The organism is Pseudaeromonas sp. HNCC25DJ180 (assembly GCF_055413345.1).
The window spans coordinates 1-21,073 of sequence record NZ_JBVAYF010000023.1 but is presented as its reverse complement, the minus strand read 5'-3'; the positions used below and the strand labels follow the sequence as shown (position 1 = coordinate 21,073).

Annotated in this window: 21 protein-coding genes and 3 tRNA genes; 9 read left to right on the top strand and 15 right to left on the bottom strand. The window is 55.6% G+C overall.

The window, feature by feature from the left end; all coding sequences use genetic code 11:
* The 4 genes from eco to ACZYTD_RS16780 all read right to left on the bottom strand — a co-directional run bounded on the left by eco (nucleotide 1) and on the right by ACZYTD_RS16780 (nucleotide 2,101).
* Nucleotides 1-474 carry a serine protease inhibitor ecotin gene (eco, locus tag ACZYTD_RS16795; protein ID WP_463893798.1) on the bottom strand — a complete coding sequence of 158 codons (474 nt, stop codon included), beginning with the start codon at nucleotides 472-474 and terminating at the stop codon, nucleotides 1-3.
* A 110-nt stretch (nucleotides 475-584) separates the two neighbouring features.
* On the bottom strand, nucleotides 585-1,115 hold the full coding sequence (locus ACZYTD_RS16790; RefSeq protein ID WP_463893796.1) for a hypothetical protein: 531 nt from the start codon (nucleotides 1,113-1,115) through the stop codon (nucleotides 585-587).
* A complete protein-coding gene (locus ACZYTD_RS16785) occupies nucleotides 1,112-1,492 on the bottom strand; it encodes a hypothetical protein (RefSeq protein ID WP_463893794.1) in 381 nt (126 codons plus the stop codon). The genes ACZYTD_RS16790 and ACZYTD_RS16785 overlap by 4 nt, the downstream gene beginning before the upstream one ends.
* Nucleotides 1,493-1,690: 198 nt before the next feature.
* Nucleotides 1,691-2,101: a hypothetical protein gene (locus ACZYTD_RS16780; protein ID WP_463893791.1), complete on the bottom strand. Its 411-nt coding sequence runs from the start codon at nucleotides 2,099-2,101 to the stop codon at nucleotides 1,691-1,693.
* Nucleotides 2,102-2,494: 393 nt separating this feature from the next.
* Here ACZYTD_RS16780 and cyoA point away from each other — a divergent pair, with 393 nt between their 5' ends.
* The 6 genes from cyoA (at nucleotide 2,495) to ACZYTD_RS16750 (ending at nucleotide 8,758) form a co-directional block, all read left to right on the top strand.
* On the top strand, nucleotides 2,495-3,445 hold the full coding sequence (gene cyoA, locus ACZYTD_RS16775) for a ubiquinol oxidase subunit II (RefSeq protein WP_463893789.1): 951 nt from the start codon (nucleotides 2,495-2,497) through the stop codon (nucleotides 3,443-3,445).
* Between the two features lie 2 nt (nucleotides 3,446-3,447).
* Complete coding sequence (gene cyoB / locus ACZYTD_RS16770; protein WP_463893788.1) at nucleotides 3,448-5,439, top strand: cytochrome o ubiquinol oxidase subunit I; 1,992 nt, start codon at nucleotides 3,448-3,450, stop codon at nucleotides 5,437-5,439.
* Nucleotides 5,429-6,055, top strand: coding sequence for a cytochrome o ubiquinol oxidase subunit III (locus ACZYTD_RS16765; RefSeq protein WP_463893786.1), 627 nt, complete (start codon nucleotides 5,429-5,431; stop codon nucleotides 6,053-6,055). The genes cyoB and ACZYTD_RS16765 overlap by 11 nt, the downstream gene beginning before the upstream one ends.
* Nucleotides 6,052-6,390, top strand: a complete 339-nt coding sequence (locus ACZYTD_RS16760) for a cytochrome o ubiquinol oxidase subunit IV (protein ID WP_463893784.1) — start codon at nucleotides 6,052-6,054, stop codon at nucleotides 6,388-6,390. Before ACZYTD_RS16765 ends, ACZYTD_RS16760 begins: the two co-directional genes overlap by 4 nt.
* Nucleotides 6,391-6,404: 14 nt before the next feature.
* Nucleotides 6,405-7,286, top strand: coding sequence for a heme o synthase (gene cyoE / locus ACZYTD_RS16755; RefSeq protein ID WP_463893815.1), 882 nt, complete (start codon nucleotides 6,405-6,407; stop codon nucleotides 7,284-7,286).
* Nucleotides 7,287-7,372: 86 nt separating this feature from the next.
* The gene (locus ACZYTD_RS16750; protein ID WP_463893782.1) at nucleotides 7,373-8,758 is read left to right on the top strand and encodes an MFS transporter; all 1,386 of its coding nucleotides are present in this window, start codon (nucleotides 7,373-7,375) and stop codon (nucleotides 8,756-8,758) included.
* A 6-nt stretch (nucleotides 8,759-8,764) separates the two neighbouring features.
* Here the strand turns inward: ACZYTD_RS16750 and ACZYTD_RS16745 are convergent, their stop codons facing one another.
* The 8 genes from ACZYTD_RS16745 to ACZYTD_RS16710 form a co-directional block, all read right to left on the bottom strand.
* Entirely contained in the window at nucleotides 8,765-9,640 is an 876-nt protein-coding gene (locus ACZYTD_RS16745; protein WP_463893814.1) for a ZIP family metal transporter, read from the bottom strand.
* Nucleotides 9,641-10,050: 410 nt separating this feature from the next.
* Complete coding sequence (locus ACZYTD_RS16740; RefSeq protein WP_463893780.1) at nucleotides 10,051-10,275, bottom strand: hypothetical protein; 225 nt, start codon at nucleotides 10,273-10,275, stop codon at nucleotides 10,051-10,053.
* Between the two features lie 154 nt (nucleotides 10,276-10,429).
* Nucleotides 10,430-10,639, bottom strand: coding sequence for a transcription antiterminator/RNA stability regulator CspE (gene cspE / locus ACZYTD_RS16735; protein ID WP_460882710.1), 210 nt, complete (start codon nucleotides 10,637-10,639; stop codon nucleotides 10,430-10,432).
* A gap of 260 nt (nucleotides 10,640-10,899) precedes the next feature.
* Nucleotides 10,900-13,275: a sensor domain-containing diguanylate cyclase gene (locus tag ACZYTD_RS16730; protein ID WP_463893778.1), complete on the bottom strand. Its 2,376-nt coding sequence runs from the start codon at nucleotides 13,273-13,275 to the stop codon at nucleotides 10,900-10,902.
* A gap of 184 nt (nucleotides 13,276-13,459) precedes the next feature.
* On the bottom strand, nucleotides 13,460-15,091 hold the full coding sequence (locus ACZYTD_RS16725) for a methyl-accepting chemotaxis protein (protein WP_463893776.1): 1,632 nt from the start codon (nucleotides 15,089-15,091) through the stop codon (nucleotides 13,460-13,462).
* 191 nt (nucleotides 15,092-15,282) lie between these two features.
* A tRNA-Phe gene (locus tag ACZYTD_RS16720) sits at nucleotides 15,283-15,358 on the bottom strand.
* 7 nt (nucleotides 15,359-15,365) lie between these two features.
* Nucleotides 15,366-15,441: transfer RNA gene (locus ACZYTD_RS16715), tRNA-Thr, on the bottom strand.
* A gap of 52 nt (nucleotides 15,442-15,493) precedes the next feature.
* Nucleotides 15,494-15,569, bottom strand: a tRNA-Phe gene (locus ACZYTD_RS16710).
* 256 nt (nucleotides 15,570-15,825) lie between these two features.
* On the opposite strand from ACZYTD_RS16710, the gene ACZYTD_RS16705 reads away from it, so the two are divergent.
* The 3 genes from ACZYTD_RS16705 to ACZYTD_RS16695 all read left to right on the top strand — a co-directional run bounded on the left by ACZYTD_RS16705 (nucleotide 15,826) and on the right by ACZYTD_RS16695 (nucleotide 19,157).
* Nucleotides 15,826-16,317 carry a MarR family transcriptional regulator gene (locus ACZYTD_RS16705; protein WP_463893774.1) on the top strand — a complete coding sequence of 164 codons (492 nt, stop codon included), beginning with the start codon at nucleotides 15,826-15,828 and terminating at the stop codon, nucleotides 16,315-16,317.
* A 139-nt stretch (nucleotides 16,318-16,456) separates the two neighbouring features.
* Nucleotides 16,457-17,599, top strand: coding sequence for an EmrA/EmrK family multidrug efflux transporter periplasmic adaptor subunit (locus ACZYTD_RS16700; protein WP_463893772.1), 1,143 nt, complete (start codon nucleotides 16,457-16,459; stop codon nucleotides 17,597-17,599).
* 10 nt (nucleotides 17,600-17,609) lie between these two features.
* Entirely contained in the window at nucleotides 17,610-19,157 is a 1,548-nt protein-coding gene (locus ACZYTD_RS16695) for a DHA2 family efflux MFS transporter permease subunit (RefSeq protein WP_463893771.1), read from the top strand.
* A gap of 110 nt (nucleotides 19,158-19,267) precedes the next feature.
* On the opposite strand, the gene ACZYTD_RS16690 is transcribed toward ACZYTD_RS16695, so the two are convergent.
* The 3 genes from ACZYTD_RS16690 to ACZYTD_RS16680 all read right to left on the bottom strand — a co-directional run bounded on the left by ACZYTD_RS16690 (nucleotide 19,268) and on the right by ACZYTD_RS16680 (nucleotide 20,990).
* A complete protein-coding gene (locus ACZYTD_RS16690) occupies nucleotides 19,268-19,594 on the bottom strand; it encodes a hypothetical protein (protein ID WP_463893769.1) in 327 nt (108 codons plus the stop codon).
* A gap of 23 nt (nucleotides 19,595-19,617) precedes the next feature.
* Nucleotides 19,618-19,983, bottom strand: coding sequence for a hypothetical protein (locus ACZYTD_RS16685; RefSeq protein WP_463893767.1), 366 nt, complete (start codon nucleotides 19,981-19,983; stop codon nucleotides 19,618-19,620).
* Nucleotides 19,984-20,162: 179 nt separating this feature from the next.
* Entirely contained in the window at nucleotides 20,163-20,990 is an 828-nt protein-coding gene (locus tag ACZYTD_RS16680) for a hypothetical protein (protein ID WP_463893765.1), read from the bottom strand.
* Nucleotides 20,991-21,073 lie beyond the last annotated feature (83 nt).

Sequence of the window (21,073 nt, the reverse complement as noted above, 5' to 3'; positions counted from 1 at the left end):
TTATTCGACAGCGGCTGGGCGGGGAGTCGCTTCCGCTTGCCACAGGCGATAGTTTACGTCCACGCCTTTGGGGGCGTAGATCACCACAGGCAATTTGCTGTTGTAGCGCAACAGGTAGCCATCACCGATTACGGGCACGGCACTGACCTTCTTACTCTGCTGTGGGCAAGCCATCATGGTACTCATGGGGCCCATTACCTTCTCCAGGCTGTAGTAGCTGTAACCCCAACCCTGGAGTGTCTTCTCCTGCAGGTTGCCCCCCAGGCGTTGCCGATTGCAATCTGTCTCCAGCTGTTTACTCACCAGCACCTCGACCTTGCTGCGGCTCTCATCAGCCAGCACTGGCAGGCGGATGACGACGCGTTGTTGGTCTGAGGTGGCGCTCGGGAACATTTTGATGTCATCGGCAGCCGAGGCCTGCAGTGGCAAGCTGGTAGTACTCAAGAGCAGGCTCATAATAGAGAGTTTATGCATGGAAGATCCTTCGTCTGACGAAATGGCACTGGGAACAGTGTAATGCAACGTTGGCGTTGTCGCCTGAATGGGAACTCAACCACTGGCCCATTCGAATATCAAGGGAGGCGCTATTGCTTGGTTAGCACCCAGGGTCGTCCGCCATCGTTACTCAGCAGCAGATACTCCTCACCCAGCAGACGGATCGGACGGCTGCGGTTGAATAGGGTGAGCCAGATATCCCGTACGGCAACCGCATGTTCCTTCAGCACCTTCTGTCCGGCCTCATTCAAGGGGAGGGCCGTGTAGTGATCGGATTTGAGCATGAGAAAGCCATCGCTCAACTGCCAGCTTCCTTGAATGGCGATGTGCAGCTTGGCGGGGCCGCTCTCCTCCATCAGGGTTAGCGTGATATCCATCTGTGTACCATGGTTACTGAGCAGGCGCAGGCGCCCTTGCTCTTGCCAGTAATGGATTCGGGTATTGAGCAACAGGCTGGCCAATTCGGCCTGGTTGTAAGTTTGCCGCTGATAACTCCACATCAGGCCGCTTATACGCTGGCTCAGCCGCAGATCCGAGGGTAGCCAGAGGCTCAACAGCAATGCCAGCGCTGCGCTCAGGGTCAGCAAGGTGGGCAGCCAGTTAGAATGACGCCAATTCATGGACATAACTCCCGCACACTCCCCTGCAGGGTGAAGTTGTCACTCCCCTGCTCGCTTAACCAGACTAAAGACCAATTACCCGCTTGTTGGCTGATGATCAGTTGGCTAGGGGGGGGGAGTGAGTGTTGAGTCCCCCATTGCTGCAGGCAGTGTAGCAAGGCGGGGTTGTGCAGTGGTTGCCATTGTCCCTGTTGCCAACTCAGCAAGGGGTCTTGGGGATGGCGAGCGTTTTGCAGCAAAGTGGTCAGGAGGTAGCCGAGTGCGGCTATCAGCAATACCAGAGCGGCTCCTACCAGGAGTTTGCGTCCACGTGAGGGGGCAAACGCCTCGGCTTCGAGCAGCGCCGTGACTTCGTCATGATCCAGTCTGTGTGTCATTAGCCTGAGCTCAGGTCAGCATCTGGTTGAATTATTGCACTAAAGTATGGAGTAGGGGAAACAGGAACGTCTCTTTTGGCTCAGTTGTCTGTCGCTGTCCATGCGGGTGAGGATGTTGGCGCGGAAAGCCTGGAGTGGGAAGAAGAACCAGCCTGAGTGTTGGGGAAACGGGTAGGCTGGTCTAGGGGGAAGCTGGACTTAGTTAGTCAAGGTGCCCGCGACAATGTCATAAGACTTGACGGTATTACCTTCAAACTTCAGCTCAACAATCTTTTGGGCCTGCTTGGTATCGGCACCCAGGGCACTGGCAACGGCCATGGTGCTGCCTGCTTTCTCATCGACGCTGTTGATATCATATTTCCAGATATCGTTGCCATTCTCTTTGGCCACCGCTTTGGGCTCACCCAGTTTAGCCTTGACCTCTTCCTTGGTGGCGCCAGCTTCTACCTTAGCCTTGAGCAGCTCCATAAGAGCTTGATCTGTGGCGCTGCCGGTTGCCTTGGCAGAGGTCAGGGCGGAGGCTGTTTCGGTGACGGCATCCAGCAGGCCAGCATGGGCCGTGTTTACCAGGGCCAGCAGCAGAGCCGCCGCAAGAGTCATATTTTTCATGAGGAGTGATCCCTAAATGAGGAGTAGATGTATTAGATGCATATGAATACGCTCGGGCAAGGTACAAGAAGTGAACTATGGGGTCAAATTAATTCCAGGGGCGTCGCCCTATCGTTGCGGCACTGCATGGCTCTGGCCGCTGAGGCTGATGCGTTATCTCTCTATGAAGCTTGGTCAGCAAGGACCCGCCTGAGTTCAGCCATTACAGATCATGCCATCTATCAGCTCATAAAATAGGCGAATAACATGAGCAATCGGTAAATTTTTGAAGTCAGTTGTTAATAAGTTGTAGAAAAACGTTACCATTTCAAACTTGACGTGTTGTCTTGTCATCAGGTGATAAAAAAGGGGCCTCAAGGGAGTCGTTAAATGAGAGCAAAGAGATATATCCAAATGGGATGGATGCTAAGTGCCGCAGCTTGGCTATTAAGTGGCTGTAACATGGCGCTACTCGATCCCAAAGGACAGGTGGGGATGGAGCAAAGATCGCTCATCATGACCGCCATCCTGCTGATGTTGATTGTGGTGGTGCCTGTCATCTTGATGACACTCTGGTTTGCCTGGCGTTACCGCGCCTCTAATCAGAGTGCTACCTATACACCGAACTGGGCACACTCCAACAAGATTGAGGCCGTGGTGTGGGGGATCCCCTGCATCATCATTCTCATATTGGGGACACTCACCTGGCGTTCCAGTCATAGCCTGGATCCACGCCAACCGTTGGATCCTCAGGTCAAGCCCCTGGTCATCGAGGCCGTCTCCCTGGATTGGAAGTGGCTGTTCATCTACCCGGAGCAGGGGATAGCCACAGTCAACGAGATCGCGTTCCCGGTCAATGTTCCGCTGCACTTCAAGGTTACGTCGGGTTCGGTGATGAACTCCTTCTTCATCCCTCAGTTGGGCAGCCAGATCTATGCCATGGCTGGCATGCGCAATCAGTTGAATCTGATCGCCAATGAAGTAGGAAGCTACAAGGGGATGTCGGCCAACTTCAGTGGCCAAGGCTTCTCCGGCATGAAGTTTACCGCTCAGGCGACGACGCAGCAGGGGTTCGATCAGTGGTTGGCCAAGGTGAAGTCCTCGACCAATTCGCTGCAGATGGCCGATTACCAAGTATTGGCCAAGCCCAGCCAGTACCAGCCGGTAAGCTACTTCTCGGCGGTGCAGCCGGGTCTGTATGACCAGATAGTGGATCAGTTTATGGGCCAGGGCGCTGACAAGATGCCACGGCATGCTGAGCAGCCGATGGCTGAGCCACATAGTCAGCATGAATCACTCGAACACTCTGACACCAGTGCGGAACATGAGCACATGATGAGCGAAACACCTGGGAATGGGGAATAACTATGCTAGGTAAATTAAGCCTTGAGGCTATCCCGTACCACGAACCCATTATTATGGGTGCGGTCGGAGCCATGATAATGGGTGGCTTGTTGGTGTGCGCAGCGCTCACCTATTTCAAGAAATGGAAGTGGCTCTGGTGTGAGTGGCTCACCTCGGTGGATCACAAGAAGATTGGTGTCATGTACATCATGGTTGCCATGTTGATGCTGCTGCGCGGCTTCGCTGATGCCATCATGATGCGTTTGCAGATGGCGATTGCGTCGACGGGGGCCGAAGGCTTCTTGCCGCCCCATCACTATGATCAGATCTTCACCGCCCATGGGGTCATCATGATCTTCTTCATGGCCATGCCGTTTATGGTGGGGCTGATGAACATAGTGGTGCCCTTGCAGATTGGTGCCCGTGATGTGGCGTTTCCCTTCCTCAACTCCCTGAGCTTCTGGCTGTTTGTGGTAGGGGTGGCGCTGATGAACATTTCGCTGGCGGTAGGGGAGTTTGCCCAAACGGGTTGGCTGGCTTATCCGCCCCTCTCCGGCATCATGTTTAGCCCAGGGGTTGGGGTTGATTACTGGATCTGGAGCCTGCAGATTTCGGGGATAGGTACCCTGCTCACCGGGGTCAACTTCTTCGTCACCATACTCAAGATGCGTGCTCCTGGCATGACTATGATGCGTATGCCGGTCTTTACCTGGACGGCATTTTGCACCAACGTGCTCATCATCATCTCCTTCCCGATCCTGACGGCAACCATAGCCCTGCTGACTCTGGATCGTTATCTCGGTACCCACTTCTTCACCAATGATCTGGGTGGCAACCAGATGATGTATGTGAATCTCATTTGGGCGTGGGGCCATCCCGAGGTCTATATTCTGATCCTGCCCGCTTTCGGCATCTTCTCTGAGGTGGTGGCCACCTTCAGCCAGAAGAAGCTGTTTGGTTATGCCTCCTTGGTCTGGGCGACGGCGGCGATCACCATCCTCTCCTTCATCGTCTGGTTGCACCACTTCTTCACCATGGGGGCCGGCGCCAGCGTCAATGCCTTCTTCGGCATTGCCACCATGATCATCTCGATACCGACCGGGGTGAAGATCTTCAACTGGCTCTTTACCATGTATCGGGGGCGGATACAGTTTACGACGCCTATCCTCTGGACTCTGGGTTTTCTCATCACCTTCTCCATCGGGGGTATGACTGGGGTGCTGCTGGCGGTCCCGGGGGCGGACTTTGTGCTGCACAACAGTCTGTTCCTCATCGCCCACTTCCATAACGTCATCATTGGCGGTGTGGTGTTTGGTTATCTGGCGGGCTTCAACTACTGGTTCCCCAAGGCCATGGGCTTCAAACTGCATGAAGGGCTAGGCAAAACTGCTTTCTGGTTCTGGATCACCGGCTTCTTCTTCGCCTTTATCCCGCTATACATACTGGGGTTCATGGGCTTGACCCGTCGAGTCAGCCAGCAGATCGAGCCGGAATACCAGGCCCTGCTAATGGTCGCAGTAGGCGGCGCCGTGCTCATCATGATTGGCATCATCTGTCAGTTGCTGCAGTTAGCGGTAAGTATCCGCGATCGGGAGAAGAATCGGGATCTGACCGGAGATCCTTGGGGGGGCCGTACTCTGGAGTGGTCTGTCTCCTCGCCGCCACCCTTCTATAACTTTGCTACCGTGCCGGTTGTCACCGATCGGGATGCCTTCTGGGCGATGAAAGAGGCGGGCACGGCCTATCAGCAACCGGCGCATTACCAGCCTATCCATATGCCGAAAAATACTGCCGTTGGGCTCATTATCAGTGCGTTCAGCCTGGTGATGGGCTTTGCTCTGGTGTGGCATATCTGGTGGATGGCTGTGCTGGGGCTGGCTGGTATGGCGGTTACTTATATCAAGCATACCTGCAACGACGACGTGGATTATTACGTGCCGGTCGATGAGGTCGCTCGCATCGAAAACGAACATTTTGCCAATGTACGCAAGGCAGGGGTGAACCATGTCAGCTGAGACTCTACACACCCAGGCGGCCCACGGGGCCGCCGCTCACCAAGAGCATCATCACGACGCTGGCGGTAATGCCATCTTCGGCTTCTGGATCTACCTGATGAACGACTGCATCCTGTTTGCCAGTCTGTTCGCCACCTACGCCGTGCTCTCTGGCAATATTGCCGATGGCCCTTCCGGCAAGGAGATCTTCGAGCTGCCCTATGTGCTCATCGAGACCTTCTGCCTGCTCATCAGCAGTGTGACCTATGGCTTTGCCATGTTGGCCTACTATAAGGGCAACCGCTCCCGGGTCTTGACCTGGCTGGGGATCACCTTCCTGTTTGGCTTGGCGTTTGTCGGGATGGAGATCAATGAGTTTGCCCATCTGCTTGCCGAAGGTTTTGGCCCGGATCGCAGCGCCTTCCTCTCTTCCTTCTTCACTCTGGTGGCGACCCATGGTCTGCATGTTACCTGCGGTCTCATCTGGATGGTGGTCTTGATGCTTCAGGTGATGAAGAAGGGGCTGACCGCGAAGAATGGCACCCGTCTGATGTGCCTGAGCCTGTTCTGGCACTTCCTGGACATTATCTGGATCTGTGTCTTTACCGTGGTCTACCTGATGGGAGTGCTGTCATGAGTGCAATTCACACCAATCCTGCCGGGGCCAGCCACGGCAGTGCCCGCTCTTATCTGGTCGGTTTCATCCTGTCGATCCTCTTGACTGTGATCCCCTTTGCTCTGGTTATGTATCCAGGGCTGGGGCTGTCAGCCGCGACTGTGCTGAATATCATCATCGGCTTGGCTCTGGTGCAGATCCTGGTGCAACTGGGTTTCTTTCTGCACATGAACACCAAGTCAGATGAGGGGTGGAACATGACGGCAGCTATCTTCACTCTGCTTATCATTGCTATTCTGGTGGTCGGGTCCATGTGGATCATGTTCCACCTGAATCACAATATGATGGCCCACTGACGGACGGTCTGGCTATGTTCAAGCGCTATCTGCTCATCACTAAGCCCGGGATCATTGCCGGCAACTTGATCTCTGTGGTGGGAGGCTTTTTCCTGGCGGCCCATGGCCGCCTGGATCTTCCCCTGCTGCTGGCAACGCTGGCGGGTGTCTCCTTGGTGATCGCCTCTGGTTGTGTCTTCAACAACTACATAGACAGAGATATCGATTGTCTGATGGAGCGGACGCGCAACCGGGTGCTGGTGCAGGGGCTTATCTCGCCCCGAGTCAGCCTGGTTTACGCCAGCTTGCTGGGGTTGACGGGGTTGTGGCTGCTGTTGGGGGTGAACAGTTTGGCGGCGCTGCTTGGGGTGGCGGGCTTTGTGGTCTATGTGGGTTTCTACTCCCTCTGGCTTAAGCGCCGTTCCGTGTATGGCACGTTGGTGGGGAGCCTCTCGGGGGCGACCCCGCCGGTGATTGGTTACTGCGCGGTTAGCAATGAGTTTGATGCAGGGGCGCTCATCCTGCTGCTCATCTTCAGCCTGTGGCAGATGCCCCACTCCTATGCCATCGCCATCTTTCGCTTCAAGGATTACCAGGCGGCGGCGATTCCTGTCCTGCCGGTAAGCCGGGGCATAGCGGTGACCAAGGACCATATGCTGGGTTATATAGTGGCATTTGCGGTAGCCGCCTTGTTATTGACCCTGGTGGGTTACGCCGGTTATCACTATCTGGGCGTGGCGGCTGTGGTGAGCCTCATCTGGCTGGTCATGGCTTGCAAGGGGTACAAGGTGGTGGATGATGTGCGCTGGGCTAGACAGCTCTTCATCTTCTCCATAGTTGCCATCACCTGCTTGAGTGTCATGATGTCGGTAGATGGCTTGGCACCCAGCAGTGAGCTGTTCACCTGGAAGATGTGAGTTGCCAAGCGGTATCACTTCTGTTCGAGGCGGCCTGGGCCGCCTCGATTTTTTATGGGCATGTCTAGGGGCCAGGGAATTTCAATATGTCTGAACTCGCGCGTTTTGATCACCAGATGACAGCCGATGAGCGGCGAGCGACCTGGGGCTTGGGGTTACTCTTCTCCCTGCGCATGCTGGGCATGTTTATGGTGCTGCCAGTGCTCACCACCTATGGCATGGCATTGCAGGGCGCAACCCCTAGCTTGATTGGCCTGGCGATCGGCATCTATGGTTTGGCCCAGGCCTTGTGCCAGATCCCCCTCGGGGTTTGGTCGGACCGACTGGGGCGCCTGCCGCTCATAGTGGCGGGCTTGCTGCTCTTTGCCCTGGGCGCTGTGGTGGCCGCGCTCTCTGACTCTATCTGGGGGGTAATACTCGGCCGTGGGCTACAGGGGGCGGGGGCCATCTCAGCCGTGGTGCTGGCGCTGCTTTCCGATCTGACCCGGGAGCAGAATCGCACCAAGGCCATGGCGGTGATCGGCATGAGCTTTGGGATCACCTTCGCTATCGCCATGGTGACAGGGCCACTGCTAGCCCAGCACTTTGGCATTCGCTCCCTGTTCTGGGGGATAGCCCTGCTGGCCGTGCTGGCCATTGGGGTGGTGCTTTGGGTAGTGCCCAGACCCGCTTCGCACCTGCGCAACCGGGAGTCGGCGATTGTCGGGCAGGGGCTGCGCCAGGCGTGGTCAGAGCCCAGGCTGCAGCGGCTCTATTTGGGTATTTTCTCTCTGCACCTGTTGCTGATGATGAGCTTTGTCGCCTTGCCGGATGCCTTGGTTAAGGTCGGTTTGGAGCGGGATCGGCAGTGGCTGGTCTATCTTATCACCCTGCTCATCTCCTTTGTTGCCGTCTTGCCGGGCATCATCTATGCCGAGAAACAGCGGCAGACCCGTCGGGTATTCCTCGGGGCCATCCTGTTGCTCTGTGTCGGTGAGTTGCTGCTATGCGGGGGGGGCCGGGTCAGCTTGCTACTCTTGTTGCTGGGGCTACAGCTCTTCTTCGTGGCGTTCAATTTACTGGAGGCGCTGTTGCCTTCGTTGATTAGCAAGGAGGCGCCAGTCGGCCTCAAGGGGACGGCCATGGGGCTCTACTCTACGGCTCAGTTTCTTGGCGTGGCTTTGGGGGGCATGCTGGGGGGCTGGTTGCTGGAACATATAGCGGTGGGCCAGATCTTCATGCTGGCTGCTCTCCTGGCCGGGTTGTGGTGGTTGCGGGTACGCCAGATGCAGGAGCCTGCCCATGTGAGCAGTTTGCGTCTGCAACTGACAGTCGCGGCGTTGCAGGATCCCCGGCGTTTGCAGGCGAAGCTGCTAGCCCAGCCCGGCGTGCAGCAGGTGCTTATCGTCAGTAGTGAGTCCAGCGCCTATGTCAAGGTGGATACTCGTCAGAGCAGCCGTCTGGACCTAGAAGCGCTGGTGGCCGCAGGCTAAATACGCTTATCCTAACGCCGTATCCAGGGTCATCATCAGGGCAAAACCCAGCATCAGCCCCAACGTGGCGAAGGTTTGGTGGCCATTGCGGTGGGTTTGCGGGATGACCTCGTGGGAGACCACAAACAGCATGGCTCCGGCGGCCAGCCCCAAGCCGATGGGATAGGCGATGGCGAGACCACTGGCCAAGCCGACGCCGATTAGCGCACCGACGGGCTCAAGCAGCCCAGTACCGATGGCTACCAGCACCGCAAAGGGCGCACGAAAGCCTGCCGCACACATGGCTAGGGCGACAGCTAGCCCTTCGGGGATATCCTGCAGGGCAATGGCGCTGGTGAGTGGCAACCCCACCGTCATGTCTCCTTGAGAGAAGCTGACGCCAATAGCCATTCCTTCCGGCAGATTGTGCAGGGCAATGGCAAAGACAAACAGCCAGACACGCGAACAGGTCTCGTGGCCGGGGCCGCAGGGGCCGGTATTTTCATGTTCATGAGGGGTGAACTCATCCAGCCCCAGCATCAGCAGTACCCCGAGAGTCATGCCGAATACCACTACGGCCGCCGCCAAACCGCCACTGCCGGTCAACTCCTTGGCGCTGGCCAACCCGGGTAACAGCAAGGAGAAGGCGCTGGCCGCCAGCATCATGCCAGCGGCAAATCCCAGCATGGCATCTTCCACCCGCTGGGGTATGGAGCGCAGTACCAGGGCGGGTAAGGCACCGAGGGCTGTGGTGGCAAAACCCACCACGCCGCCAATCATGCCGTAGCGGGCCCCCAAGCTGGCGTTGCCACTCAACATCATCACCACACTCTGGATGAGTAGCATGATCACGGCGGCCAGCGCCACAGCCAGACCGAGGGCGGTGACGGGATGGGCACGCATATGGCGTTGAATTAGCGCAAACCAGGTTTCATTTGTGGTTGGCGATAGGATATGGGATTCGGCATCCATGGTGACCTCTCAAGGCAGACGGTATCCGCTGTTGCTAAGTGGCAGGCGAGGCGCCGCCTAAGCTGTCATTACAACGGCTATGGGCTGACTTGTCTATCTGGAACGGGGAGAAACATGGATCATTCATCAGCAGCCCAATTAGTCGAAACCAGATGGTTGACCGAATTGGCTGCATGATGGGAACAGGGGAATAGCTATGGTGCCAAGCGTCGTATATCTCTGCCTGGTCATAAATCTGGTTTATAACGCACGGCAGAACGATGAGACTAGAAAGGAAACGTGACTATTCTAAAAATGGGTATACGAAATCGGATTAAGCTTGCGAAACAATAGGATCAATATTAACGATTGGCGATCGACAAAAATGTATTGGCATGGGCTGCATCTGGATATTGTTCGCTTAACCAGGAGTGCATACCACAGACTGACATCATACCTGTGATGCGTTTCCAGGTTTGGCGCTTCTTGTTACTGGCATCGATGCAGGGCTCGTAGCAAATCCAGGTCGCATTGTGCAGGGCCGGGTGCTTGGAAACACATAAGGTGTTACTAATATTTAATAGCATATAATCTCTTTAATAGATAATTTAGGTTTTTGTGTGCGGGACGCACTAAGGTTTTTCACTGGCGAGGGGTTGGCGCGACAGGACGAACGTCAAAAAATGAAAGTTAAGAAAACAAAAAGAGGATGCCGGAGCATCCTCCTCTTCATGTAGAAACTTAAGCTGGAACTACGTTAGCAGCTTGTGGGCCTTTTTGGCCGTTTTCTACGGTAAAGGTTACGCGCTGACCTTCGGCCAGTGACTTGTAACCATCACCAACAATGGCGCGGAAGTGAACGAAAACGTCCGGGCCGCCATTGCTTTGAGAAATGAAACCAAAACCTTTTTCTTCATTGAACCACTTAACGGTACCGGTAGTGCTAGACATAATGTCTCCTGAATATTTTATGCAACTGTTTACTGTGTTACGTTCTGTAAGAGACAAAGATAAAGGAGTTAACAATGAAGGAGTATTCTGGAATGACGGAGCTTCGTTAGAAGTACGCAAGGCTAGAAAGGACAACTATTTGTTACTTTTTCTCTGTCTTAAACAAGACATAACGAGCAATCTACGCGCTATTTTACGGGATTGCAATCAATTATCGGTAATTCTTTAAAATTAATTTCATGGCCCTTTCCCGGTACGGGTCAGGGTGGGGATACCTCTGGTCTGGCGGCCTCCCGCCAGGAGGCGAAGCAGATATGATTCTCCGGATGGCTCTTGGCCTGGTACATGGCTGCATCGGCTTGCTGGATGATGTCGTCCAGGAGTTGGCCATCCTCAGGGTAGGTGGCTATGCCTATGCTGGCCGAGAGGCTCAGGTGGTAGCCCAAGATAGCGCAAGGCTGCTCTATGTGCGTCAGCAGCTTGTTGGCCAGTTGTACCAGGTTAGCCTGCTGCTGGTATTCGGGGATCAGGATCACAAACTCATCCCCGCCCTGGCGGCAGACGGTATCTGAGGCTCGCACTGCGCCTTGCAATCTCTCGGCTATGGTGCGGAGCACTTGATCGCCGACATCATGGCCATAGAGATCGTTGATGGATTTGAAGCGATCCAGATCGATGAAGATGATGGCCATGTGGCGCTGGTTGCGCTGGGCCAGCCGTAGTGTCTGTTCGGCGCGATCCACCAGGCAGGCCCGGTTGGCCAGGTTGGTCAGGTAGTCGTGATGGGCCAGATAGTGGATGCGTTCCTCTGCCTTGCGGCGCTCTGTGATATCCATGAACATGCCCACATAATTGGTGGCCTGGCCGTGGCTGTTCAGCACCCGGCTGATCGACATCAACTCTGGCACTAGATGGCCCTCCTTATGCCGATTAACCAGTTCGCCCTCCCAGTAGCCGGTCTGCTCTATGCTCTGCCACATCTGGTGGTAGAACGACTTGCTTTGCATGCCGGAGCTCAGCAGCCTGGGATGCTTGCCAATCACCTCATTGGCTTGGTAGCCCGTGATGCGACTGAAGGCCGGGTTGACGGAGACAATCCGGTTATTGGCGTCGGTGACCATTATGCCCCCTGGGCTGGCTTCGACCACGGCCCGAGCCAGCCGCATGGCCGTTTCACTTTCGCGCCGCGCCGTGATGTCGTCGATGACGGCTATCACCCCCGCCGATTGACCATCGGCATCCAGGAAGGCACGGCTGGTGATCGCGGCCCAGAAGACACTGTTGTCCTTACGCACCAGACAGCGTTCACTGGTGATGACCTGATTTGAGCCACCGAGCAGTTTCTTGAGCAGGCTCCTGCTCTCTGCGCGCTCCTCCGGGGAGAGAAACTGGTAATAGTCGGTGCCAGTCAGATCGGTATCGAGGGGGAGATGGAACAGCTCGGCGGTACGGGGATTAGCAAAGGCAATATGGCCATTCAGATCCAGCAAGAGCAGGGCAATGCCGGAGTTATCGTAGATGGCACGCAGCAGGCTCTCCTGCTTGGCCAGGTTGTGATTGGCCTGGGTGGCGAGCGCCAGGCTGGCGGTTATGCGTTGATGGCTGCGTACTACTATCAGGGTGACGAGCATCAGTGACAGGGTAAGGCTCACCCCGGCCAACAGCACCAGATAGGCACTCTGTTGACTCTGCACTCCTTGCAGATAGTTGGCGCTGGGTGCCAGGGTGAAGGTCCAGCTGGTACCCGCCAGGGATATGTGGCGTTTGACCTCATACTCTGTGGCTAAGTTCGGATGAGAGGTATAGGAGTCATACATTAGGGTTGATGGGAGCACTTGCTCCCCCGAGTAGAGACGGATGGCTATCTTGGGACCGAGACTGGGGTATTCTCGAGCCAGATAATTTTCCAGCAGGGTGGCGATGCTCAGTGGCGAATAGGCCCACCCTTGCAGTGCCTCCTGGCGTTGGGCAACCGTCGTCAGCGGGGCATCAGAGCGATAGACGGGGACAAAGATCAGCACGCCGGCTTCTGCGTTTTGCCCTGTCTCCGGTTTTAAGATGACCTTCTGGGTCAGGGTGGCTTGCCCTGTATCCCGGGCCTGGTTGGCGACGCGGATCCGGCTGGGCTCCTGGGTCATGTCGAAGCCTAATGTCCGCTGATTATGCCAATTAAAGGGTTCGATATAGATCACGGCCGAGTAGAGGTCGCGATTTCCCGCCGGGTGAATGTCATAGTCGACAAAGCCCTGGTCGCGCATGGCGGCTACATGTTCAGCCTTCTTGGCGGCAGGGATCAGTGTCACATAGCCGATCCCCTGGATGCCGGGGTAGTTCTCGTTTAGGCGCAGCTCTTGAATGTAACGCTGGAATTCGTGGCGGGTGACGTCAGCTCTGCTGGCAAATAGACCGCTCACGCCATACAACAGATGGATGTTGGCCGCCATCTTGCGTTCCAACCCTGCCACCAGCTCACCGGTGCGAATGGCAAACTCGTTTTGCACCACGCGGATATTGTGTTGGCGGATATTCACAAATAGGGCACAGCTGAGGATCAGGCCGATAAGCAGTATCAACCAGGGGAGGGCGCGCCAATAGCGGCGAGCCAAGGTCGGGAGCCTGAGCTTGATCCTCTGCATCGCATTCCTCGGGGGTATGCACTCCTGTGCTCTGCTCTTAAGTATATTCGCTCGCCATGTCGGGAGGGGGGAATTGTCCGTTTTGGTGAAGGCGAGGGGGCTGATTCGTGCCCAGCGGCTGGAGACGCCCCCTGACTGGCGGCATCAGGGGGCGAGTTATGCATGCTTTGTTAGCGAGTCAGGCTCAAGCCATGACCCTATGCATGGCGTGGCTGAGTTCACTCGAGATGCTCTGTAGTTGATGGCTGGTGTGCTGGGTTTGCTGGGCATTTTCACCATTGCTGGTGGCGATATCCTTGATATCCACCAAGTTGCGCGAAATATCTTCGGCGACTGAGGTCTGCTCCTCGGCGGCGGTAGCGATCTGCTGATTCATATTGTGGATCTCGCCAATCGCCTGGGTGATATGGCGCAACATCTCGCCAGCCTGGGTCACCTGAGTCACGCTCTGCTCACTGAACTGCTGGCCACTGGCAATGGCTTGTACCGCATCCTGAGTGCCATTTTGCACCTTGTCGATGATCTTGTTGATCTCGGCAGTGGAGTCGGCGGTGCGTTTAGCCAGGGTTCGTACCTCATCGGCGACGACGGCAAAGCCGCGCCCCTGCTCGCCAGCTCGTGCCGCTTCAATGGCGGCGTTAAGGGCCAGCAGGTTGGTCTGTTCGGCTATGGTGCGGATCACCTCAAGCACAGTGCTGATGCGGCGGCTGTCTTCATCCAGGCGCTGGATCACTCCGGCGGTATTCTCAATCTCCTGGCTCATGTGGGTAATGGTGTTGATGGTGGCCTGCATGACCTGCTCACCCTCTTTTGCTGCCTGGTCGGCTTGGTCGGCAGCATGGGCGGCCGTAGCCGCGTTGTGGGCGACATCCTGGGCGGTCGCAGACATCTCATGCATGGCGGTGGCCAGCAGGTCGGTACGGGCGAATTGATCCTGGGTGCCATCTGTCATCTTGCCTGAGATATGTTGCAACTCACTGCTGGCCTGATCCAGTTGATCGGTGCTGTGCCTAATTTGGCTGAATGTATCGACCAGGGAGTCGCGCAGGCTGTTGGCGGCTTGCACCAGATGCCCCAATTCATCTTGCCGTTGCAGACGCAAGGTTTGAGTGAACTCGCCTTGGCTTAGCCGGGTGATGTGGGTGATAAGCTGCTTGATGGGGTTGAGGATCTGATGATTGACCAGCCAGAGACTCAAGAGTGTGATGAGCAGGGCACTGCCGAGCAGTATGGTGATGCCAAGTGTCATGGTCCGGCTCGTCTCGTTAGCAATCAGCTCCGACTCCTGGACGCTCTGTTGGTGGAGCTGCTTGACCAGGTTGGACATCTGCTCACTGGCCGCTCTGTCGATCCCCTTAACCGCTTTATCGCCAACGGCCGGATCGGCATTCGCCGCGAGGAACTGGTCACGACCGGCGCGGTAGGCTTGTCCCAGCTGCTGGTGTTCGGTGATGAGTGTCTGCACTTGGCTGACGAGTGCGGCATTCTGATGTGCCGAGGCCTGTTCTCTTAGTTGATTGAGCTGGGCATTGACCTTCTGCTCTTGGCTCTCGAATTGACCCCAATACTTTTGCAGATTTTCCGGGTTCTTGCCGCGTAGCAGTACATTCTTCCACTCTTGTACCTGGATCTTGAACTCCAGATTGGCGTTGTCTACCAACTGGGAGGCTTCAAGGGTGCCGTTCAGCAGTGTCTGGTAACTGGTGATCCCGCGGGAGAGATAGTGAAAGCAGAGCAGGGAGACAATAATGAGCAGGAGAATGCTGCCACCTAGCAGGCTCAGCAGTTGTGCACGTAACGAGCGTTGAATAGACATAGATAGACCTCGGGCTAAACGTTGGTGTCAGACTCGATGATTGTAGAGTGCCAGATGGAGGCAGGAAATAATTGTTACTAATTTGTTAGTCTATGGCGCATCTGCAGCCGGATAGCCGTGCGCAAGTACAGAGTTAATCCTAGCAGCAGATAGCAAAAAGGCCTCGCATTGCTGCGAGGCCTTGTGCTGTATGGTGCCCAGACGCGGAATCGAACCACGGACACGCGGATTTTCAATCCGCTGCTCTACCGACTGAGCTATCTGGGCGAAAAAATGGTGCCGGCTACCGGAATCGAACTGGTGACCTACTGATTACAAGTCAGTTGCTCTACCTACTGAGCTAAGCCGGCACATTTTAACTTTTTACAATCAGTTCGTGTCGCACGAACCAACTTCTGTATATGGTGCCCAGACGCGGAATCGAACCACGGACACGCGGATTTTCAATCCGCTGCTCTACCGACTGAGCTATCTGGGCGACGGGGCGTAATTAAACAGATTCAGCCCCCTTAAGTCAACTCTCTTTTCCAGAAGAATGCATGCCAGGCGATCGTTTGCTGAAACCTTGTGCAAAATAGCCGGTTGGCGGTTGAAAAGTGCTGCTTTTCTATACTTTTTCGTGAGTTAAGCATGGCGGCAGATTTAGTCCAGGGTGCATTGTGTTGAGCGATGGCCATATAGTACCATCCGTTATTATCTCGCTTGTTACCACTATTCTGCCGGAACCTGGTGTCATGAATCCCTGCAAGTTACCCATAGAGAAGATGATTGCCCGTTGCGAGGAGTTAAAACCTGGCACGCCGGTGGAAGAGTTGCTGCTCGGTCGCCTGCTCAATGCGGCTCAGCAGCGCTTCGCCGAAACCAAGAGCCGCTCCCTGGCCACTGAGGGTCTGACGGAGACGCTATTTCATGCCCTGATCGTCTTGCTCACTGCCGATGAGGGGATCTTGCCCTCGGAGCTCAGCCTGATGTTGGGGGCATCCCGGACCAGTGGTACACGAATTGCCGATGAGTTGGTGGGGCGGGGTTGGGTTATCCGGGAAGAGGTGAGCGCGGATCGGCGTTGCCATCTGTTGAAACTGACAGGGGCTGGCCATGCCTTCCTCTCCGACATGTTGCCGCGTCAGCGCGCCCGGCTACAGGCGATCTGGGCCCCTTTTACCAGTGAAGAGCGGCAACAATTTTTGACCCTGTTGCGCAAGGTGCTGGAAGTGATGCCGGAATAACCCCGTAGGCTTGCTCATCAGGCTTTGGCTCTGATGGCAGCGTTAAAATTAGAGTAGTAACACGAGTTACTACGGTAATGGAAAGCTCAAGTCGTCTACCAGATGACGGCTAATGACTCGTAATAACCTGGAGTGTGTAATGAGTGCCAATCGTTCTTCCCGCAAGCCTGCCCTGCTGATCCTGACTCTGCTGTTTCTGGCTCTCGGTGCCGGCGCGGCGGCTTGGTGGTGGCAGGTGTTGCGAGGTCATGAAAGTACGGATGATGCCTATGTGGCGGGTAACGTGGTGCCTTTGATGTCACGCGTGGCGGGTAATGTGGTGGCCATTCACGGTGATGATACCCAGCTGATCCAGGCGGGCATGCCGCTCATTGACCTGGACCCGACCGATGCCAAGCTGCAGTTGCAGTTGAGTGAGAGTCAGTTGGCGCAAACGGTGCGTCAGTTGCAGCAGCAGATGGCGGAGATCAAGCAGTTTGATGCCACCATAGCCTTGCGCCAGGCCGAGTTGGAGCGGCTGCAGGGCGATCAGCAGCGGCGGGAGGTGCTGGGGCTGAGCAACTCAGTGGGTAAGGAGGAGGTGCTCCATGCTCGCCAAGGGGTGGCCGAAGGCAAGGCGGCGCTGCAGGTCGCAATCCAGCAGCGCGACGCTTTGCAATTGAAGCTGCAGCACACGCCGCTGGCCGAGCAACCCGAGGTGCACCATGCCGCCGAACTGGTGCGGCAGGCCTGGTTGGAGTTACAGCGTACCCGGATCTTGAGCCCGGTCTCCGGGGTGATCGCCAAACGTTCGGTGCAGTTGGGGGGCCATGTGGCTGTGGGGTCGCCGCTGTTGGCGGTGGTGCCACTGGATCAGCTCTGGGTGGATGCCAACTTCAAAGAGGTGCAGTTGGCTCAGGTGCGAGTGGGGCAACCGGTAGAATTGGTGGCGGATCTGTATGGGGACGAGGTGACCTATCACGGCACCATAGAGGGGTTGGCGGCGGGGACGGGTAGCATCTTCTCGCTGTTGCCGGCCCAGAATGCCACCGGCAACTGGCTGAAGGTGGTGCAGCGCCTGCCGGTGCGGATCAAGCTGGATCCACAAGAGTTGCAGCAACATCCGCTGCGGCTGGGGCTCTCCATGCTGGTCAAGGTGGACGTGCGCGATGGTTCTGGGCCCTTGCTCACCGAGACGCCCAAGCTGGGGGCGATTGCCAGCACCAAGGTGCTGGAGGTGAACATGCAAGAGGTGGATGATTTGGTGCGCGACATCATAGCTCGCAACAGCCGGGCAGGCTGAGGGGAACGCCATGTCGCAACTTGCGCAACCCTTGCGGGCCCTGGAGGGGGGAGCCCTGGCGCTGCTCACCCTGGCGCTCTCCATGGCCACCTTCATGCAGGTGCTGGATACCACCATAGCCAACGTGGCCATTCCGACCATAGCCGGTAACCTGGGGGCCTCCAGCTCCCAGGGCACCTGGGTCATCACCTCGTTTGGGGTCGCCAACGCCATCTCTGTGCCACTCACCGGCTGGCTGGCCAAGCGCTTTGGCGAGGTGCGGCTCTTCCTCTGGTCCACCGGTCTCTTCGTGCTGGCCTCCTGGCTCTGCGGTATGGCGCCTAGCCTGGAGTTGCTCATCCTGTTCCGGGTGCTGCAGGGGCTGGTGGCGGGCCCCATGATCCCGCTCTCCCAGAGCCTGCTGCTGGGTAACTACCCCCCGAAGAAACGGGGTATGGCCCTCTCCTTATGGTCCATGACTGTGATAGTCGCGCCCATCTTCGGCCCTATCCTCGGCGGCTGGATCAGCGACAACTACCACTGGGGCTGGATCTTCTTCATCAACGTCCCCCTGGGCGTGGTGGTCTTCTTCCTCTGTGCCCACATGCTGCGTGGCCGGGAGACCAGCATAGAGCGCAATCCTATCGATCTGGTGGGGCTAAGCCTGCTGGTGTTGGGGGTCGGAGCCTTGCAGTTGATGCTGGATAGAGGCAAGGAGCTGGACTGGTTCTCCTCCACCGAGGTGATAGTGCTGGCGGTGGTGGCGCTGGTGGGGATCGCCTTTCTCATCGTCTGGGAGTTGGGCGATAAGCACCCGATAGTCGATCTCTCCCTGTTCCGTCATCGCAACTTCGCCATAGGCGTCGGCTGCATCAGCCTGGCCTATCTGCTCTATTTCGGCACCATAGTGCTGCTGCCCCAGCTACTGCAGACCCAGCTAGGCTACACCGCCACCTGGGCCGGGCTCGCGGCGGCGGCGGTGGGCATACTGCCTGTGCTGCTCTCGCCCATCATAGGCAAGAACGCGCACCGGCTGGATATGCGTATGCTGGTCACCTTCAGCTTTCTGGTCTACGCCGCTTGCTTCTATGCCCGTACCTTTTTCACGGTACAGATGGATATGGCGTCCGTGGTGTGGCCCCAGTTCTTGCAGGGCTTGGCCGTGGCCTGTTTCTTCATGCCGCTCACCACCATCTCCTTTGCGGGTTTGAAGCCCCACCAACTGGCCAGCGCCTCCAGCCTCTCCAACTTCCTGCGCACCCTCTCCGGCTCCATCGGTGCCTCACTCATCACCACACTCTGGGAACGACGGGAGGCGGTGCACCATGAAACCCTGGCTGCCGCCATTACCCCCTACAACCCGGTGAGCCAGCAGGCCATGGCTCAATTACAGCAGTTAGGGATGAGTGAAGCCCAGGGCGCGGGCTATCTGGCGCGGGAGATCACCCGGCAGGCTTATGTGATGGGCAGCAACGAGGTCTTCTATCTCTCGGGAACCCTGTTTCTGGTGATGATAGGTTTTGTCTGGTTGGCCAGGCCGCCATTCCATACCGCAGGCGGTGGCGGCGGCGAGCATTGATGGCCCGCCATTGGCGGATCTGTTGTTGTGCTGTGATCGCCACGGCGATTAGATAATCCGATGGCGCTCTTGTTCATGGGGCTGATGTGTCCCGTATGGCGCGAGATCGATTATGCCGTAGTGAATAGTTTTACCAGCGTCAGCTGAAGCAGTAAGCCACCCAGCACTATCAATAACGGCATCAGCCGCAGTAACAAGCGAGGTGTGCATCCTCTTGCCAGACGCGCGGTGATGACCATCGACCATAGGGTTGCCAATAAGAAGAGACCAGGCAAGGAGCAGGCCTTGACGATCGCAAACAGGGTTATTACCTGCCCGCTATCCCTGGCTAAATAGCGCAGATAAATCCATGCGCCATATGTCAGCAGCAGTGTCAGCAGAAACAGAAATAGTGTGGCGCGACGATGGCGATAATAGTGGGCAGTCCGCGTTGGCATGGTGAAAAAACTCGTTTGGCCCGTCAGGCTTTGCGCTTCTGGATATAGGCACCCAGCATGATGGAGATAAAGCTCACCACCAGGCTCAGGCTGTGCCAGCTGTGGGGCAGGGGGGAAAGGTCCGGCACAAAGCGCTTATAGCTAGTGACCAGTATGGCCAGCACCAGAGCCCCATAGAGCGGGATATCCTGGATGATCTTGGTACAGAGCGAGCCAAAAAACAGGCCGACCAGGCCCAGGGTGATCAGCAAGGAGCAGTAAAATCCCTCATCGCCTCCCTGTATTGAGTTGGCCATGGGCAACATGATGATCAGTTTGGCGGCAAAGCAGATCATCATATAGCCGATAAACAGCAGGCAGGATTTCATTATAAAATCGAAATAGTTCATGGATGGCTTGCTCAGTATTATCTGGTAGTCAGTTCGCCATGGGATCAGGCGGAAAAAATGAATGGCATAGCTGGTTAGCAGTGTGAAGAATAATGAGATGTATATGTCTATTTTTTTTGATTGAATAATGTCTAGTAGGTTCATTTTTTCCCGGATCCTTATGGATTTCTAACGCCCGGTTAATTTTTAGACTGCCAAAAAGGTGTTTTTTCAACCGTAGCAGCAGGCTGTCCAATTGAACCACTTGTTATGTCTCGTTGCTCACTCTCGGTACTTTTAAGATACTCAAAAACATAAGAGCCTGTAATTGAGCCAGCAACCCCTAGAAAGAAAGCAAATAGACTTGAGATGATTAAAGCCCAAATTGGGTGGCGCTTAACCTTTTCTAAAATGCGAAAATAAAGGTCTTTACGGATCTTTTTAATATCTTTTTCGGCTGACTCTATATTGTTGTTTGAAACTCGATCTCGCCTAAGTTTTTCTTTGCACTCGCTACAGATGATTGGATTGTGACATGAAGTAACCAGATCTGATTTAATCCCGTTCATGTCAAATATACACCCGCGCGTTTCGTCATGGGTGAAATCTGTTATTTCATGAAATTCTGGAATCTTATTCTTGTTTCTTTTGTATGCGAAGGTGTAGGCATTAAGGAGGCGATAAATGACGTTTTCCAAAGGAATATTGGCGCTCTGTAATATTTCTTTGATTTCGTAAAACGTGAACACTACTTGATTATTGCCTAATCTACGAGAGTACCAATTGTCTTCCAATGGAACATTAACAATTGCAACCATAAAATCTGCGCCATTTAGTTTTGGCATTTGTTCTCTAACTCGATCATCAGAAAACTCCCAGCCAAAACCATCTGAATTGCATCGCAGTTCATGATTATCAATTTTTCCAATTATTTCAAATAATGAAGAAGAGAAGTTTTTGATTTTCTGCGGGTTAAACCCCAACGGCAAATGACCGATAGATACTAGTTGAATCTTAACCTTGCTCATGAAATCCCTTTAGAAATATAAAGCCCAGCTTTGGGGCGGACTTGGAGCCGCGCAGCGGCGGAAAGGCCATCCCAGCCCCGAAG

What these genes read in the sequence shown, in the direction of transcription:
- ACZYTD_RS16700 (WP_463893772.1), top strand. Translation starts at nt 16,457, where the DNA reads ATGAGTGCCAATCGTTCTTCCCGCAAGCCTGCCCTGCTGATCCTGACT.
- cspE (WP_460882710.1), bottom strand. Translation starts at nt 10,639, where the DNA reads ATGTCTAGCACTACCGGTACCGTTAAGTGGTTCAATGAAGAAAAAGGT.
- ACZYTD_RS16790 (WP_463893796.1), bottom strand. Translation starts at nt 1,115, where the DNA reads ATGAATTGGCGTCATTCTAACTGGCTGCCCACCTTGCTGACCCTGAGC.
- cyoE (WP_463893815.1), top strand. Translation starts at nt 6,405, where the DNA reads ATGTTCAAGCGCTATCTGCTCATCACTAAGCCCGGGATCATTGCCGGC.
- eco (WP_463893798.1), bottom strand. Translation starts at nt 474, where the DNA reads ATGCATAAACTCTCTATTATGAGCCTGCTCTTGAGTACTACCAGCTTG.
- cyoA (WP_463893789.1), top strand. Translation starts at nt 2,495, where the DNA reads ATGGGATGGATGCTAAGTGCCGCAGCTTGGCTATTAAGTGGCTGTAAC.
- ACZYTD_RS16740 (WP_463893780.1), bottom strand. Translation starts at nt 10,275, where the DNA reads ATGCTATTAAATATTAGTAACACCTTATGTGTTTCCAAGCACCCGGCC.
- ACZYTD_RS16785 (WP_463893794.1), bottom strand. Translation starts at nt 1,492, where the DNA reads ATGACACACAGACTGGATCATGACGAAGTCACGGCGCTGCTCGAAGCC.
- ACZYTD_RS16695 (WP_463893771.1), top strand. Translation starts at nt 17,610, where the DNA reads ATGTCGCAACTTGCGCAACCCTTGCGGGCCCTGGAGGGGGGAGCCCTG.
- ACZYTD_RS16750 (WP_463893782.1), top strand. Translation starts at nt 7,373, where the DNA reads ATGTCTGAACTCGCGCGTTTTGATCACCAGATGACAGCCGATGAGCGG.
- ACZYTD_RS16725 (WP_463893776.1), bottom strand. Translation starts at nt 15,091, where the DNA reads ATGTCTATTCAACGCTCGTTACGTGCACAACTGCTGAGCCTGCTAGGT.
- ACZYTD_RS16690 (WP_463893769.1), bottom strand. Translation starts at nt 19,594, where the DNA reads ATGCCAACGCGGACTGCCCACTATTATCGCCATCGTCGCGCCACACTA.
- ACZYTD_RS16685 (WP_463893767.1), bottom strand. Translation starts at nt 19,983, where the DNA reads ATGAACTATTTCGATTTTATAATGAAATCCTGCCTGCTGTTTATCGGC.
- ACZYTD_RS16745 (WP_463893814.1), bottom strand. Translation starts at nt 9,640, where the DNA reads ATGCGTGCCCATCCCGTCACCGCCCTCGGTCTGGCTGTGGCGCTGGCC.
- ACZYTD_RS16680 (WP_463893765.1), bottom strand. Translation starts at nt 20,990, where the DNA reads ATGAGCAAGGTTAAGATTCAACTAGTATCTATCGGTCATTTGCCGTTG.
- ACZYTD_RS16780 (WP_463893791.1), bottom strand. Translation starts at nt 2,101, where the DNA reads ATGAAAAATATGACTCTTGCGGCGGCTCTGCTGCTGGCCCTGGTAAAC.
- ACZYTD_RS16765 (WP_463893786.1), top strand. Translation starts at nt 5,429, where the DNA reads ATGTCAGCTGAGACTCTACACACCCAGGCGGCCCACGGGGCCGCCGCT.
- ACZYTD_RS16730 (WP_463893778.1), bottom strand. Translation starts at nt 13,275, where the DNA reads ATGCAGAGGATCAAGCTCAGGCTCCCGACCTTGGCTCGCCGCTATTGG.
- ACZYTD_RS16705 (WP_463893774.1), top strand. Translation starts at nt 15,826, where the DNA reads ATGAATCCCTGCAAGTTACCCATAGAGAAGATGATTGCCCGTTGCGAG.
- cyoB (WP_463893788.1), top strand. Translation starts at nt 3,448, where the DNA reads ATGCTAGGTAAATTAAGCCTTGAGGCTATCCCGTACCACGAACCCATT.
- ACZYTD_RS16760 (WP_463893784.1), top strand. Translation starts at nt 6,052, where the DNA reads ATGAGTGCAATTCACACCAATCCTGCCGGGGCCAGCCACGGCAGTGCC.